The 17,119-nt window shown below is 40.6% G+C and carries 14 protein-coding genes; all 14 read left to right on the forward strand.

Features of this window, described 5'->3' with window-relative positions; all coding sequences use genetic code 11:
* Positions 1-7 precede the first annotated feature (7 nt).
* On the forward strand, positions 8-1,855 hold the full coding sequence (gene uvrC / locus JQ843_RS02970) for an excinuclease ABC subunit UvrC (RefSeq protein WP_203212860.1): 1,848 nt from the start codon (positions 8-10) through the stop codon (positions 1,853-1,855).
* Complete coding sequence (locus JQ843_RS02975) at positions 1,845-2,699, forward strand: metallophosphoesterase family protein (RefSeq protein ID WP_203212861.1); 855 nt, start codon at positions 1,845-1,847, stop codon at positions 2,697-2,699. The genes uvrC and JQ843_RS02975 overlap by 11 nt, the downstream gene beginning before the upstream one ends.
* A gap of 173 nt (positions 2,700-2,872) precedes the next feature.
* On the forward strand, positions 2,873-3,478 hold the full coding sequence (locus JQ843_RS02980) for a nitroreductase family protein (RefSeq protein ID WP_203212862.1): 606 nt from the start codon (positions 2,873-2,875) through the stop codon (positions 3,476-3,478).
* Positions 3,479-3,490: 12 nt separating this feature from the next.
* On the forward strand, positions 3,491-4,891 hold the full coding sequence (pepV, locus tag JQ843_RS02985) for a dipeptidase PepV (protein ID WP_049516311.1): 1,401 nt from the start codon (positions 3,491-3,493) through the stop codon (positions 4,889-4,891).
* A gap of 53 nt (positions 4,892-4,944) precedes the next feature.
* Positions 4,945-5,523 (forward strand): uracil-DNA glycosylase family protein, encoded by a 579-nt coding sequence (locus JQ843_RS02990; RefSeq protein WP_203212863.1) that lies wholly within the window; start codon positions 4,945-4,947, stop codon positions 5,521-5,523.
* Positions 5,524-5,637: 114 nt separating this feature from the next.
* On the forward strand, positions 5,638-5,925 hold the full coding sequence (locus tag JQ843_RS02995) for a rhodanese-like domain-containing protein (protein WP_033682089.1): 288 nt from the start codon (positions 5,638-5,640) through the stop codon (positions 5,923-5,925).
* Positions 5,926-6,095: 170 nt separating this feature from the next.
* The gene (gene brnQ / locus JQ843_RS03000; protein ID WP_203212864.1) at positions 6,096-7,421 is read left to right on the forward strand and encodes a branched-chain amino acid transport system II carrier protein; all 1,326 of its coding nucleotides are present in this window, start codon (positions 6,096-6,098) and stop codon (positions 7,419-7,421) included.
* 97 nt (positions 7,422-7,518) lie between these two features.
* Complete coding sequence (locus JQ843_RS03005; protein WP_203212865.1) at positions 7,519-8,556, forward strand: M42 family metallopeptidase; 1,038 nt, start codon at positions 7,519-7,521, stop codon at positions 8,554-8,556.
* A gap of 1 nt (position 8,557) precedes the next feature.
* Positions 8,558-9,028, forward strand: a complete 471-nt coding sequence (locus tag JQ843_RS03010; RefSeq protein ID WP_203212866.1) for an HIT family protein — start codon at positions 8,558-8,560, stop codon at positions 9,026-9,028.
* Positions 9,029-9,030: 2 nt separating this feature from the next.
* Positions 9,031-9,747 carry an LD-carboxypeptidase LdcB/DacB gene (gene ldcB, locus JQ843_RS03015; protein ID WP_049516318.1) on the forward strand — a complete coding sequence of 239 codons (717 nt, stop codon included), beginning with the start codon at positions 9,031-9,033 and terminating at the stop codon, positions 9,745-9,747.
* 227 nt (positions 9,748-9,974) lie between these two features.
* Positions 9,975-10,400 carry a 50S ribosomal protein L11 gene (gene rplK, locus JQ843_RS03020; RefSeq protein WP_001085806.1) on the forward strand — a complete coding sequence of 142 codons (426 nt, stop codon included), beginning with the start codon at positions 9,975-9,977 and terminating at the stop codon, positions 10,398-10,400.
* Between the two features lie 206 nt (positions 10,401-10,606).
* Entirely contained in the window at positions 10,607-11,296 is a 690-nt protein-coding gene (gene rplA, locus JQ843_RS03025; protein ID WP_001085675.1) for a 50S ribosomal protein L1, read from the forward strand.
* 571 nt (positions 11,297-11,867) lie between these two features.
* On the forward strand, positions 11,868-12,365 hold the full coding sequence (locus JQ843_RS10350; protein ID WP_238393744.1) for a YSIRK-type signal peptide-containing protein: 498 nt from the start codon (positions 11,868-11,870) through the stop codon (positions 12,363-12,365).
* Between the two features lie 6 nt (positions 12,366-12,371).
* Positions 12,372-17,119: YSIRK signal domain/LPXTG anchor domain surface protein (locus tag JQ843_RS03030; RefSeq protein ID WP_238393745.1), on the forward strand; the 4,748-nt coding region annotated here is incomplete at its 3' end.

Here is a 17,119-nt window from a genome sequence, read left to right on the forward strand (position 1 = left end):
TGGAACTATGAATAACTTGATTAAATCAAAATTAGAGCTCTTGCCGACCAGCCCTGGTTGTTACATTCACAAGGATAAAAACGGCACCATTATCTATGTAGGAAAGGCTAAAAATCTGCGTAACCGCGTGAGGTCTTATTTCCGTGGAAGTCATGATACTAAGACAGAGGCGCTGGTATCTGAAATTGTGGATTTTGAATTTATCGTTACTGAGTCTAATATTGAGGCACTTCTCCTAGAAATCAACCTGATCAAGGAAAATAAGCCCAAGTACAATATTATGCTCAAGGATGATAAGTCTTATCCCTTCATCAAAATTACCAATGAGCGCTATCCTCGTTTGATTATTACCCGTCAGGTCAAAAAGGACGGAGGTCTCTATTTTGGTCCCTATCCAGATGTGGGGGCAGCCAATGAAATCAAGCGGCTGCTGGATCGGATTTTCCCTTTTCGGAAGTGTACCAATCCACCGTCTAAGGTCTGTTTTTACTACCATATCGGCCAATGTATGGCCCACACCATCTGTAAGAAAGATGAGGCCTATTTCAAGTCCATGGCTCAGGAGGTCTCTGACTTCTTAAAAGGGCAGGATGACAAAATTATTGATGACCTCAAGGGAAAGATGGCAACGGCAGCCCAGGCTATGGAGTTTGAACGTGCAGCGGAATACCGTGATCTAATTCAGGCCATTGGAACGCTTCGAACCAAGCAACGGGTCATGGCTAAGGATCTCCAAAATCGGGACGTCTTTGGCTACTATGTGGAAAAGGGATGGATGTGTGTTCAGGTTTTCTTTGTTCGTCAGGGCAAGCTCATTGAACACGATGTCAATCTTTTCCCCTATTATAATGATCCGGATGAGGATTTCTTGACCTATGTAGGACAATTTTATCAAGAAAAATCTCATCTGGTTCCCAATGAGGTACTGATTCCACAGGATATTGATGAAGAAGCAGTTAAGGCTTTGGTAGATACCAAGATTTTTAAGCCTCAGCGTGGAGAGAAAAAGCAACTGGTCAATTTGGCTATAAAGAATGCTCGAGTCAGTCTAGAGCAGAAGTTCAATTTGTTAGAAAAATCTGTCGAAAAGACCCAAGGGGCTATTGAAAATCTAGGACGCTTGCTCCAAATTCCGACCCCAGTTCGCATCGAGTCCTTCGATAACTCTAATATCATGGGAACCAGTCCTGTTTCAGCCATGGTTGTTTTTGTAAATGGAAAACCCAGTAAAAAAGATTATCGTAAGTATAAAATCAAGACTGTCGTTGGACCAGACGACTATGCCAGTATGCGAGAGGTTATCCGCAGGCGCTATGGTCGAGTACAGCGTGATGGTTTGACTCCTCCAGATTTGATTGTCATTGATGGGGGACAAGGACAAGTCAATATCGCCAAGCAAGTCATCCAAGAGGAGCTTGGCTTGGATATCCCCATTGCAGGTTTGCAAAAGAATGATAAGCACCAAACCCATGAATTGCTCTTTGGAGATCCGCTTGAGGTGGTGGAGTTATCTCGCAATTCTCAGGAATTTTTCCTTTTACAACGCATTCAAGATGAGGTTCATCGCTTTGCTATCACTTTCCACCGCCAACTGCGCTCAAAAAATTCCTTTTCATCACAACTGGATGGGATTGACGGTCTGGGACCTAAACGCAAGCAGAATCTCATGAAGCATTTCAAGTCTTTGACCAAAATTAAGGAAGCCAGTGTGGATGAGATTGTCGATGTTGGAGTACCTAGAGCTGTTGCAGAGGCTGTGCAGAGGAAGTTGAACCCGCAGGAAGAAGAGGAATTAGCTCTAGTGGCGGAAGAAAGAGTAGATTACCAAACGGAAGGAAACCACAATGAAACATAAAATCGCAATTTTATCAGATATTCATGGAAATGCGACAGCCTTAGAAGCAGTGATTGCAGATGCTAAAAATCAAGGAGTCAGTGAATACTGGCTTCTGGGAGATATTTTTCTTCCTGGTCCAGGTGCAAATGACTTGGTAGCCCTGCTAAAGGATCTTCCTATCACAACCAGTGTTCGAGGCAACTGGGATGATTGTGTCCTTGAGGCTTTAGATGGGCAATATGGCTTAGAAGATCCACAGGAAGTCCAGCTCATGCGATTGACTCAGTTTTTGATGGAGCGAATGGATCCTGCAACGATTGTCTTGCTACGAAGCTTGCCTTTGCTGGAAAAGAAAGAAGTTGAGGGGCTGCGCTTTTCTATCTCTCATAATTTACCTAACAAAAATTATGGAGGTGACTTGTTGGTTGGGAATGATACAGAAAAATTTGACCAACTGCTAGATGCGGAAACGGACGTAGCAGTCTATGGTCATGTCCACAAGCAGTTGCTTCGTTACGGCAGTCAAGGGCAACAAATCATCAATCCAGGTTCGATTGGTATGCCCTATTTTGATTGGGAGGTGTTAAAAAATCACCGTGCCCAGTATGCCGTGATAGAAGTTGAAGATGGGGAATTGGTAAATATCCTATTTCGTAAAGTCGCTTATGATTATGAAGCGGAGTTAGAACTGGCCAAGTCCAAGGGCCTTCCCTTTATCGAAATGTATGAAGAACTGCGTCGTGACGATAACTATCAGGGGCACAATCTGGAACTATTAGCAAGCTTAATAGAAAAGCATGGGTATGTAGAGGATGTGAAGGATTTCTTGGAGGCTATAAAGTCAGAATATAAGGTAGACTAGTTTTTTTAAGTTGCTGAAAATTAGTTGGAACTGGATGAGGGGCTTCCTGATTTAAATGATGTACTTGATTCTGATGCTTATCCTTGATCCAATTTCTTTCTATGAAAAATCTCTGCAAGCTCTTTCAAATTATGGTAGAATGGAAGCAGTAGAATTAGAAAAGGAAATCGATTATGAAATTTCTTGAATTAAACAAAAAACGTCATGCGACTAAGCATTTCACTGATAAGCCAGTTGATCCAAAAGATGTGCGTACGGCTATCGAAATTGCAACCTTGGCACCAAGTGCCCACAACAGCCAGCCTTGGAAATTTGTGGTGGTACGTGAGAAAAATGCCGAACTAGCAAAATTGGCTTACGGTTCAAACTATGAACAGGTATCATCAGCGCCTGTAACTATTGCCTTGTTTACAGACACAGATTTGGCTAAACGTGCTCGTAAGATTGCCCGAGTTGGTGGTGCTAACAATTTCTCAGAAGAGCAACTTCAATATTTTATGAAGAATTTGCCTGCTGAATTTGCCCGCTACAATGAACAACAAGTCAGCGACTACCTAGCCCTCAATGCAGGTTTGGTTGCTATGAACTTGGTTTTGGCTCTTACAGACCAAGGAATCGGATCAAATTTGATCCTTGGATTTGACAAATCAAAAGTCAACGAAGTTTTGGATATCGAAGACCGTTTCCGTCCAGAACTCTTGATTACGGTGGGTTACACAGACGAGAAATTGGAACCAAGCTACCGCTTGCCAGTAGATGAAATCATCGAGAAAAGATAGAAGGAAGATAATATGACAGCAATTGATTTTACAGCAGAAGTAGAAAAACGCAAAGAAGACCTATTGGCTGACTTGTTTAGCCTTTTGGAAATCAACTCAGAACGTGATGACAGCAAGGCTGATGCCCAGCATCCATTTGGGCCTGGTCCAGTAAAAGCCTTAGAAAAATTCCTTGAAATCGCAGACCGCGATGGCTATCCAACTAAAAATGTTGATAACTATGCAGGACACTTCGAGTTTGGTGATGGAGAAGAAGTTCTCGGAATCTTTGCCCACATGGACGTGGTGCCAGCTGGTAGCGGTTGGGACACAGACCCTTACACACCAACTATCAAAGACGGTCGCCTTTATGCGCGTGGGGCTTCAGATGACAAGGGACCTACAACAGCTTGTTACTATGGCTTGAAAATCATCAAAGAATTGGGACTTCCAACTTCTAAGAAAGTTCGTTTCATCGTTGGAACAGATGAAGAATCAGGTTGGGCAGACATGGACTACTATTTCGAGCACGTAGGACTTGCAAAACCAGACTTTGGTTTCTCTCCAGACGCTGAATTCCCTATCATCAATGGTGAAAAAGGAAATATCACGGAATACCTCCACTTTGCAGGTGAAAATGCGGGTGCTGCCCGTCTTCACAGCTTTACAGGTGGTTTGCGTGAAAACATGGTACCAGAATCAGCAACAGCAGTCGTTTCAGGTGATTTGGCTGACTTGCAAGGGAAATTAGATACTTTTGTTGCAGAACACAAACTCAGAGGAGAAATTCAAGAAGAAAACGGTCAGTACAAGGTTACCATCATTGGGAAATCAGCCCATGGTGCTATGCCTGCTTCAGGTGTCAATGGTGCGACTTACCTAGCCCTCTTCCTTAGCCAGTTTGACTTTGCTGGTCCAGCCAAAGACTACCTTGACATCGCTGGTAAGATTCTCTTGAATGATCATGAGGGTGAAAGTCTCAAGATTGCCCATGTGGATGAAAAGATGGGTGCCCTTTCTATGAATGCTGGCGTCTTCCGCTTTGATGAAACAAGCGCTGATAATACCATTGCCCTTAATATCCGCTATCCAAAAGGAACAAGCCCAGAGCAAATCAAGTCAATCCTTGAAAACTTGCCAGTTGCTTCTGTTAGCCTTTCTGAACACGGTCACACGCCTCACTATGTGCCAATGGAAGATCCACTTGTCCAAACCTTGTTGAATGTCTATGAAAAACAAACTGGTCTTAAAGGTCACGAGCAAGTCATCGGTGGTGGAACCTTTGGTCGTTTGCTAGAACGCGGTGTTGCCTACGGTGCTATGTTCCCAGACTCAATTGACACCATGCACCAAGCTAATGAATTTATCGCCTTGGATGATCTCTTCCGAGCAGCAGCAATCTATGCCGAAGCTATTTACGAATTGATCAAATAAAACGATAGAAGTCTGAGATTGTATGCTTAGACTTCTTTTTGGAGGGAGAGTAGATGTCTCAAATTGAAAAAATCAAGCAGGCTATTATGGCAGATCCGCAGAATGCTACCTATACAGAGCGTGGCATTGAGCCTCTCTTTGCAGCGCCAAAGACTGCTCGCATCAATATCATCGGTCAGGCACCTGGACTTAAAACCCAAGAAGCAGGCCTTTACTGGAAAGATAAGAGTGGTGACCGCTTGCGGGAGTGGCTAGGTGTGGATGAAGATACCTTTTACAATTCAGGTTATTTTGCGGTCTTGCCTATGGATTTTTACTTTCCAGGGCATGGCAAGTCAGGTGATCTGCCACCGAGAACTGGCTTTGCTGAAAAATGGCATCCGCAGCTCTTGCAAGAATTACCAGATATTCAATTGACCCTCTTGATTGGACAATATGCCCAGGCCTACTATTTAAAGGAGAAAATCAGTGGCAAGGTGACAGAACGGGTAAAACATTACCAGAAGTACTTGCCAACCTATTTTCCACTAGTTCACCCCTCGCCTAGAAATCAAATCTGGATGGCCAAAAATCCTTGGTTTGAGGCAGAAGTGGTGCCAGATTTGAAAAAAAGAATTAAAACTATTTTATAGTCAATGAAAATCAAAGAGCAAACTAGGAAGCTAGCCGCGGGCTGTACTTGAGTACGGTAAGGCGGCGCTGACGTGGTTTGAATTTGATTTTCGAAGAGTATTAGGAGAAAAAGAATGAAAGAAATTTCCTTTGACGCATTTTACCAGCTTTACCAAAATGACCAACTTTCTTTAGTGGACGTGAGAGAAGTGGATGAGTTTGAAGCTCTTCATTTAGAAGGTGCTCAGAATCTTCCTCTGAGTCAATTAGCTCATACTTATGATCAATTGGACAAGGATCAGTTACATTATGTTATTTGTAAATCTGGAATGAGATCGGCGCGTGCTTGTCAATTCTTAGCTGAACAAGGTTATGAGGTTATCAATGTTCAAGGTGGCATGATGGCCTTTGAAGAACTTTAAAAATTTGCAATTCTCCTACTTGGTGTGGACTAGGTAGGATAATTTTATTTTTAGATAATTCTCATTTTTAAGAATCTTGAAAACATTCAATATTTACTTCGTGAAGCTTTTTTCATACTCCTATTCATGATATACTAGGTCAGTATTTTATAAATATGAAGGAGATTTACATGGCTAAAAAAGGTGCCCTAACAGGTTTACTCCTGTTTGGAATATTTTTTGGTGCGGGAAACTTGATTTTTCCACCTTCTCTGGGTGCTCTATCTGGAGAACATTTTCTTCCTGCCATCGCAGGTTTTGTCTTTTCAGGCGTCGGTATCGCCGTCTTGACCCTTATTATTGGAACGCTAAATCCTAAAGGATATATTTACGAGATTTCAACAAAGATAGCGCCTTGGTTTGCGACTCTTTACCTCTCAGTTCTTTACTTGTCAATCGGTCCATTCTTTGCGATTCCACGTACTGCTACAACGGCTTACGAAGTAGGGATTAGCCCCCTTTTGTCGGATGCAAATAAAGGGATTGGATTGATTGTCTTTACTGTTCTTTATTTTACGGCAGCGTATCTGATTTCGCTTAATCCATCAAAAATCTTGGACCGTATCGGTCGAATCTTAACGCCAGTCTTTGCGATTTTGATTGTTATTTTGGTTGTTCTGGGAGCTATTAAATATGGTGGAACAAGTCCTCAAGCTGCTTCAGCTGCTTATCAAGCTTCTGCTTTTGGTACAGGTTTCCTAGAAGGTTATAATACCTTGGATGCTCTTGCCTCAGTTGCCTTTAGCGTAATCGCAGTTCAAACCTTGAAACAACTTGGATTTTCAAGTAAGAAAGAATACATCTCAACTATTTGGGTTGTTGGTATCGTTGTTGCCCTTGCTTTCAGCGCTCTCTACATCGGTTTAGGTTTCCTTGGAAATCATTTCCCAGTACCAGCTGAGGCGATGAAGGGTGGAACGCCAGGTGTTTACATCTTGTCACAAGCGACTCAAGAAATCTTTGGTTCAACAGCTCAACTCTTCCTTGCAGCTATGGTTACCGTAACCTGCTTCACAACAACAGTTGGTTTGATTGTGTCAACAGCTGAGTTCTTTAATGAACGCTTCCCACAAATCAGCTACAAGGTTTATGCGACAGCCTTTACCTTGATTGGATTTGCCATTGCTAATTTGGGTCTTGATGCGATTATCAAGTATTCCATTCCAGTACTTGTTATCTTGTACCCGATCACGATTGCTATCGTTATGATTGTCATTGTCAACAAATTTGTGGCTCTTTCAAAACCAGGTATGCAGTTGACAATCGCTGTGGTTACAGCTATTGCTATTGCAAGCGTACTAGGAAGCTCGTTTAAGGTTGAGTTTCTTGCAAATCTTGTCAACGCTCTTCCTTTTGCCAAGGCATCTCTCCCATGGTTGGTGCCTGCTATCGTTGGAATCTTGCTCTCACTGGTTCTACCAAACAAGCAAGAAAGCGATGTTTTTGAAATGGAATAATCACTAAAATCACTTTTGTAGCCAAGTCTACAGGAGTGATTTTCTTTTTTTATCCGATGATAAATGTGTTATAATAGGTAGCAAAAGAGGTGAAGAAATGAATCAAACAGTAGAATATATCAAAGAACTGACAGCCATTGCGTCGCCAACGGGTTTCACTCGTGAGATTGCGGACTATTTAGTCAAGACTCTAGAAGGTTTTGGTTATCAGCCAGTTCGCACAGCCAAGGGGGGTGTCAATGTGACCATTAAAGGTCAAAATGATGAAAAACACCGCTATGTGACTGCCCATGTAGATACTCTGGGTGCTATTGTCCGTGCTGTCAAAGCAGATGGTCGTCTCAAATTGGACCGTATCGGTGGATTTCCTTGGAACATGATTGAAGGAGAAAACTGTATCGTTCATGTGGCTAGTACAGGTGAAAAAGTATCAGGAACCATCCTTATCCACCAAACTTCTTGCCATGTTTATAAGGATGCAGGAACTGCAGAACGCACGCAGGACAATATGGAAGTGCGTTTGGACACAAAAGTAAGGAGTGAAAAAGAAACTCGTGCCTTGGGGATTGAGGTCGGTGATTTTATCAGTTTTGACCCCCGAACTGTCGTGACAGAGACAGGTTTTATCAAGTCTCGTCATTTGGACGATAAGGTCAGTGCAGCGATTTTGCTTAACCTACTTCGTATATATAAGGAAGAGAAGGTTGAGTTGCCTGTAACAACCCATTTTGCTTTTTCAGTCTTTGAAGAAGTGGGACACGGTGCTAATTCTAATATTCCTGCTCAGGTAGTTGAATATCTGGCTGTGGATATGGGAGCCATGGGAGATGATCAGCAAACAGACGAATATACAGTGTCTATCTGTGTCAAGGATGCTTCTGGGCCTTATCACTATGACTTCCGTCAACACTTAGTTGCCTTGGCGAAAGAACAAGATATTCCATTTAAGCTGGATATCTATCCATTTTATGGTTCGGACGCTTCAGCGGCTATGTCTGCAGGTGCAGAAGTCAAACATGCCCTTCTGGGTGCTGGTATCGAGTCTAGCCACTCGTATGAACGTACCCATATTGATTCGGTGGTTGCAACAGAGCGTATGGTTGATGCTTACCTTAAGAGCAATTTGGTAGACTAATATGTGCCTGATTTGCCAGAGAATTGAGCTCATCAAGAAGGGAGAAAATCCCTATTTTGTCAAAGAGTTGGAAACAGGCTATCTTGTGATTGGAGACCACCAGTATTTTGCAGGCTATAGTCTCTTTCTAGCCAAGGAACATATCACGGAATTGCACCATTTAGAGAAGGAAACTAGAATCCGTTTTCTAGAGGAAATGAGTTTAGTCCAAGAGGCAGTTGCTAAGGCCTTTGCTGCTGAGAAAATGAATATCGAACTTCTAGGCAATGGCGATGCCCACCTCCACTGGCACCTATTCCCTAGACGAACAGGTGATATGAATGGTCACGGTCTCAAGGGACGTGGTCCAGTTTGGTGGGTACCCTTTGAAGAAATGACAGCAGAAACCTACCAAGCAAAACCGGATGAGATTAAAAGATTAGTTAAATGTTTATCGTCAGAACTAGATAAACTATTAGAAATAAAGGAGTAGAAATGAAAAAAAGATACCTTGTCTTGACAACCTTGCTAGCCTTGAGTCTAGCAGCTTGTTCACAAGAAAAAGCAAAAAATGAAGATGGAGCAGCTAAGACAGAGCAAACAGCCAAGGCTGATGGAACAGTTGGAAGTAAGTCTCAAGGGGCTGCCCAGAAAAAAGCAGAAGTGGTTAATAAAGGTGATTACTACAGCATCCAAGGGAAATACGATGAAATTATCGTAGCGAATAAACATTATCCTTTGTCGAAAGACTACAATCCAGGGGAAAATCCAACAGCCAAGGCTGAGTTGGTCAAACTCATCAAAGCGATGCAAGAGGCAGGTTTCCCAATTAGCGACCATTACAGTGGTTTTAGAAGTTATGAAACTCAGACCAAGCTCTATCAAGATTATGTCAATCAAGATGGGAAGGCAGCGGCTGACCGTTACTCTGCCCGACCTGGTTATAGCGAACACCAAACAGGCTTGGCCTTTGATGTGATTGGGACGAATGGAGATTTGGTAACAGAAGAAAAAGCAGCCCAATGGCTTTTGGATCATGCTGCTGATTATGGCTTTGTTGTCCGTTATCTTAAAGGTAAGGAAAAGGAAACAGGCTACATGGCTGAAGAATGGCACCTTCGTTATGTCGGAAAAGAAGCTAAAGAAATTGCTGCAAGTGGTCTCAGTTTGGAAGAATACTACGGATTTGAAGGTGGAGATTACGTCGATTAATACTCTTCGAAAATCTCTTCAAACCACGTCAGCGTCGCCTTACCGTACTCAAGTACAGCCCGCGGCTAGTTTCCTAGTTTGCTCTTTGATTTTCATTGAGTATAAAAAATAAACTTTTCTCTTGTAATTTCAGATAAATAGTGTATAATAGATGAGTATGTGTAAAGCATACTTGTGGGAGGTAAAAATCTCTAATTACCGCCAAAACCACAAAGGAGGATTTAAAAATGGCTAAAAAAGTCGAAAAACTTGTAAAATTGCAAATCCCTGCTGGTAAAGCTACACCAGCTCCACCAGTTGGACCTGCTCTTGGTCAAGCTGGTATCAACATCATGGGATTCACAAAAGAGTTCAACGCTCGTACAGCTGACCAAGCTGGTATGATCATTCCAGTTGTTATCTCAGTTTACGAAGATAAATCATTTACTTTCATCACTAAAACACCACCAGCTGCTGTTCTTTTGAAAAAAGCTGCAGGTGTTGAAAAAGGATCAGGTACACCTAACAAAACTAAAGTTGCTACAGTTACTCGTGCACAAGTACAAGAAATTGCAGAAACTAAGATGCCAGATTTGAACGCAGCAAACATTGAGTCTGCAATGCGTATGATCGAAGGTACTGCTCGTTCTATGGGATTCACTGTTGTTGACTAATCAATAACACAGTAGAAAATCTCACAGCAGTCTATTAGTTACTTTTCATACTAGGCAAGTGACTGATGCTTGTACTTGGGTACAGCAAGGGAACTTAAGGCCGTAGGAAAAGAATCTAATAGACTGAAAACCCGCAAGACTTCATCATTTCGAGAAGTGACGTGGGAGATGAAAATCGATTGAACCACTTACAAGGAGAATAGAAAATGGCTAAAAAAAGCAAACAACTTCGTGCTGCTCTTGAGAAAATCGACAGCACAAAAGCATACAGCGTAGAAGAAGCTGTAGCACTTGCAAAAGAAACTAACTTTGCAAAATTTGACGCAACTGTAGAAGTTGCTTACAACTTGAACATCGACGTTAAAAAAGCTGACCAACAAATCCGTGGAGCAATGGTATTGCCAAACGGTACTGGTAAAACTTCACGCGTTCTTGTTTTCGCACGCGGTGCAAAAGCTGAAGAAGCAAAAGCTGCTGGTGCAGACTTTGTTGGTGAAGATGACCTTGTTGCTAAAATCAACGACGGTTGGTTGGACTTCGACGTAGTTATCGCTACACCTGACATGATGGCTCTTGTTGGACGTCTTGGACGTGTCCTTGGACCACGTAACTTGATGCCAAATCCTAAAACTGGTACTGTAACAATGGATGTTGCTAAAGCAGTTGAAGAGTCTAAAGGTGGTAAAATCACTTACCGTGCTGACCGTGCAGGTAACGTTCAAGCAATCATCGGTAAAGTGTCATTTGAAGCTGAAAAATTGGTTGAAAACTTCAAAGCTTTCAACGAAACAATCCAAAAAGCAAAACCAGCTACAGCTAAAGGAACTTACGTAACAAACTTGACTATCACAACTACTCAAGGTGTTGGTATCAAAGTTGACGTAAACTCACTTTAATCAGTAGTTTATATCAGAGAACGAGTACGAAAGTGCTCGTTTTTTTTTGCTCTTACCCAACTTTAAATGAGAATTTTTAACAGCTAAATCAGAAATTCTAAATGTATTTAGCTGAGATTAGCATTCAAATATACTTTTAAATGTTAAAATACATATGTTAAAAGATTCATGAAAAAAATCAAACGGATTTAATTAATAAATATACAAAAAATAAAATATATAGAAATAAAATTTAATTCAAAATAATATACATTTATACAGAGAAAGCAGATTCGAAAATGTGTTGAAATGTCAAAAAATAGTGGAAAAAGCTAAAAAATGTAGATTATTTTATATAATTCAGACAATTTTTACTATTTTTTAGAGAATGACATAGATAAAAATTGAAATTTTCATGTTATTTTTCAAGCAAATGAATTGAATATATCTAGCTAATGTGATAGAATGAATATACATGTTTCGGAAAAATATAGTACTTGAGCAATTCCTTCATTGATGAATGATATGAAGAGGTTTTAATTTTTACTATATCTATAAACATGATGAAAATAAAAGGAGGTTGTTAGTCTCGATGAAAGGCAAGCAACAACAAGATTTTAGAGTAGAAAAATACATCCGTTATGGAATTCGTAAGTATAGCTTTGGAGCAGCATCAGTAGCGATTGCGGCTGGTTTGATGTTCCTTGGAAATGGTGCAGTATCAGCCTCAGAAACAGCAGTTAATGGGAATGGTTCTGATGTAGCTGTAGTATCAGCTAATACTGAAGATAATCAGGATAAAGTTGTAACTCCTGTAGTAGACAATAAGGAAGTTAAAGAAGAAGCTAAACCTGAAGCAGTGACTCCTAAAGTAGAAGAGTCTAAAAAGGAAGAAGTACAAAAAACTGAAGAAGTTACAAAAGAAGAAGCTGCTCCTAAACTAGACAAGTCTCAGCTTGAATCTTATGTTAATGAAGTAGCTGGGAAACTCGCTTCTGGAAAATATGCAAACAAGACAGACGAAAGTTTGGCTCTTTTGAATGCTGACTTGGAAGCAGCTAAGACAGCTCTTTCAAATGCTACAAGCTAAGATGAATTGAAGGCTGCCTACAACAAACTTGTTACAACTGTTAACTCAAAATTAAAAAATAAACCAGTAGAAAAGAAAGAAACACCAGCAGTAGATACTACCAATGGTAAAGAAACTGTCGGAAAGAAAGCGGAAAATACAGAGAAAAAATCTGACTCAAACGCTATCGAAAACACAGGTTCAAAAGATGAGCGTAACGGTAAAGAACTAGTAGAAGGTTCAAACCTACGTTCAGCTAATGAAGGGTATACACTAGCATCTACCGAACTTAGAAAAGAAAACGGTGAGTTTGCAACAGCTACTGGTAAAACGTATAAAGAATTAGATAGCAATGCTGCATATAGAATTTATGTAAAAGGATTCCAATCAGAAAACACAGAAGAAGTTGCTAAAAACAACCCACAACCTGGTACTGGAGCACGTACTGACCTTCCGTTATCAAAAACAGAAGCACAAAAACTTGGACGTGAAGCAGCGATGTGGAATAATAAGCTTCGTGCAAGTGGTCAAAATAATAATACTAACCCATATGGATCAGGTGGAGCTTATGAATATCTAGCAACAGAAATTTATGGATACACATATGAACAAGGTAACCACTATGTTTATCTAAAAGATGTAACAAAACGTTTCGAGTTAAACGATGCAGCAAAAACAGCAGGCTATACTATCAAGAAAGTCACTCCAATGAACTTGCCGCCAGGTTTAGGCTATAACGCAAATTCGGATACTGTAGAAGGTTATATCGGAGCCAATATCCAGAATGGGGTGTACGACTTCCGTTATGAATTAACTGTAGCAAAAGGTGATACTGAGCAAAAAGTGTACTTCCGTGACCTACAAGCTGGTTGGATTGGTTGGCAAGATTCAACAGCACCTAGAATTCAAGGTGTTTCAACAATGGTTACTATTGGGGAAGATGTAAGCCATAGTCTACAATATGTAGATAATGATGGAGTAAATAGAGATACACGAGCAAACTATCAACGTGAAGATGGCTCTAAGTTTGTAGCTGGATCAAAAACTGCTCCAAGTTCAACTGCTAAAAAAGCAGAATTTGTGGCAGCTGATGGAACAACTGTTAAATCAATGAATAATCCTCAAACAGTTACTGCTTATACAACATTAAATGGTAAGACTTTAGGTAAAAATGGTGAAAAACCTGTATCACTTGATGATACTATTCCGGGGTTAACTTATGCACCAGAAACAGGTTTAATCACAGGTAAACCAACAGAAGCAGGAATCTTTACTGTAGCAGCTATGGCGAAAGACTATAACTCGGCTTCTGCATGGAACATGAATGGTCAAGAAGCTCATGAAAATATTACAATCGCAGTAGCACCTAAGATTACTGTTAAGAATGTTGAAGCATATGCAACAAGTGTACCAGTTACAATTTCAAATGGAGCTAACAAAGCAGAAATCACAATGCCAGATGGAACAGTTACAAAACTTGTAGCTAAAGATGGTAACTGGACAGTTGCAGCAGGTACTACAAATACAGCAGTTCAAGAAGGCGCGGTATTAGGAGCAGTTGCGGCTTCAGGAGAATCAACTATTAACTTAACAGTGACTCCGGAATCTACAAAATACGTTGGTGTTGATAGTATTGCGGCTAAAGCAACAACTGATAAAGTACAAGCACACTTACAACGTGAGACGGTAACTGTTAAAGATCATAACAACAAAGAATATACAGCGACATTTAACCGTGCGACAGGTAAATATACACTTCCAAATGAAGATGCATATCAACTTGAAGAAAGTGGAGATAATTCAATTCTTACAGAAAGACGTGTATATACAGAAGCACAAGCTAACGGTGATGTTAAGTTATTTGTTTACGAATTTACACGTACATGGAATGCTAAATCTACAGCGACAAGTCTAGCTGATAAGATTGCTGAAATTCGTACAAATGGTGAAGTAACAGCTGTAGGTGATGTGTTCCGAACAGAAACATTATTACCGAATGATCAAACTTCTTCAACTCAAGGGCGAACTATTAAAGTAAGTTATGATTCTGCATCTGATCAATGGAGTGCATCTGATGGGTCTACGGTGACAGCTACTAAATCGAATGCGGGATGGAAAGTTTCAACAACTTCAGGATTTAGCGGATATATAGCTTATCGTGAAGCAGTAGGAACAGACTTAGCATCAATTCAAAATGATAAACCAACAGGGACTTCAACAAGTTATTCAGAAACAAAAGGTACATCAGTAGACTTAATTAAATCTACTAAAGCAAATGTAGCATTCACAGATACAATCGATGATAAAACATCAGCTACAGATTCTGATACTATTAAAACAAAAGTAACAGCAACTGCACCAGATGGAACAGTAACTACTTTTGATGGAGCTCAAGCAGAAGAAACAGCTTATATTCAAGCACAACGTACAGCTGCAGCTAAAACTCAAGCGGCAGCAACAGCTGTAAAAGAACAACAAGATGCTCAAAATGATTTAGCAAGCTTACAAGAAAGATTAGATCGTCAAACAAGAGCTGTAGAAGATGCTCAAGTAGCATTAGATAACTTAAAATTACGTACGATTTCGCCAACAGCCCAACAAATGGCTCAGAAAACACTGGAAATAGCAAAAGAAATTAAAGCGAAACTTGAAGCGGATATTGAAGCTGCGAAAGGAACGGTAGCAACTCGTGATACAGCAGTTAATGCATCTCGTCAAGAAGCTTTAGAAGCTGAAAAAGCGGTAGAAACTGCGCGTGAAGCTCTTAAAACAGCTGCAGAAGCAAACCTAGCTAAAGCTAATGCTTATGTATTATCTCAAAAAGGACGTTACAAGGTAACAGCAAGAGCAGTAGACTCAAACGGTGTTGTGACAACTCCAACAGTAGATGGAACAGATGCTGGTGAAGTTACAGAAGATGCAGTAGCAGAAACAACTTACTACATCGTAGTAACAGAACCAGAGAAATCATCAGGCGCTCAAGGTCAAAAACAAACTGACTCAATGGCCGACAATTTCAATGATGGAAAAGAAGGAACTACAGTATCAAATTATAAACTAGTAGATCCAAAAACAGGGGCAAAAGTTGAATCTGTAACAACAGAAGAGGGAACATACACTGTAGATCCAACGACAGGTGAAGTGACGTTCACTCCAGTAGAAGGATTTGTAGGAACTGCAAATCCAGTAACAGTAGCGGCTGATGTAACATTTAATGATGAATCAGGAAATCCAGTAACAGTAGCAGTAGAAAATGCATATACACCAACTGTATACGGAATTGCACCATCTGCAGATGAAACTACAGGAAAACAAGGTCAAACTCAAACATCTATTTCTGGAAAAGATCGTTTCTCTGAATTAAATAACACAGATAATACACTTGATGGCACAAATGTTGACTGGACAACAGCAGCATACTCATTAGAAGGAGCTAATGCTGAAGGTAAAGTGGTAGTTGATGGAGAAGGAACATACTCAATCGATCCAACAACAGGTGTAGTAACATTTGAACCACTTCCAACATTTACAGGAAAAGCTAAAGGTGTTAATGTACAAGTATCAGTAACAGCAACTGACTCAGAAGGAAACAAAGTTCCGGTTACTTCAAAAGGGGCGTATACTCCAAAAGTAACACCAGTAGTACCAACTGGAGAGGGTGTAACTTCAAGTGGTAAACAAGGTCAAGAGCAAACAGGAACACCTAAATTTACACAAGGTGATGAAACAGCTCCAATTACTATTAACGAAAAGCAACCAGCTAAATTTGTAGTAAATGGACAACCAGTTGATGACAAAGAAATTCCAGCTACAAAAGATGGAAAAGAAGTTGGTAAATACGTAATCGATCCGTTAACAGGTGTTGTAACGTTTAAACCAAACAAAGACTTTGTTGGTACACCAGATCCAGCAACTGTTGAAGTTAAAGATAAGAATGGAACACCAGCAACAGCAACTTACACTCCAACAGTAACTCCAGTAGTTCCAACAGCCACACCGAAAGAAACTTCTGGAAAACAAGGACAAGCTCAGACACAAGATACTGAGACAATGTTCACAAAAGGTGATGAAGTAGCGCCAATTGATAAGACAACTGTTAAATTGGTAGACCCAAGTGGTAACGAAGTAACCACAATGCCAGCTCTTAAAGATGGTAAAGAAGTTGGAACATACACAATTGATCCAACAACAGGAGTGATTACATTCCAACCAAACAAAGACTTCACAGGCACACCAGATCCAGCTAAGGTTGTAGCGAAGGATACTAACGGAACAAAAGTAGAAACTACTTATACACCAACAGTAACTCCAGTAACCCCAACCGCAGAACCAAAAGAAACATCTGGAAAACAAGGTCAACCACAAACTCAAGAAACAGAGTCAATGTTCAAACAAGGTGATGAAGTAGCGCCAATTGATAAGACAACTGTTAAATTGGTAGACCCAAGTGGTAACGAAGTAACCACAATGCCAGCTCTTAAAGATGGTAAAGAAGTTGGAACATACACAATTGATCCAACAACAGGAGTGATTACATTCCAACCAAACAAAGACTTCACAGGCACACCAGATCCAGCTAAGGTTGTAGCGAAGGATACTAACGGAACAAAAGTAGAAACTACTTATACACCAACAGTAACTCCAGTAACCCCAACCGCAGACCCAGCTGAAACAACAGATGTTCAAGGTAAAACACAAACAGGTAAACCAATATTCACACCAGGTGCTGATGAGGTGCCAATGAATGATGAAGTACCAGCAACCTTCGAAGATGG

Origin of the sequence: Streptococcus mitis (assembly GCF_905187495.1) — a bacterium.
GTDB classification, from domain to species: Bacteria; Bacillota; Bacilli; order Lactobacillales; family Streptococcaceae; genus Streptococcus; species Streptococcus mitis_CU.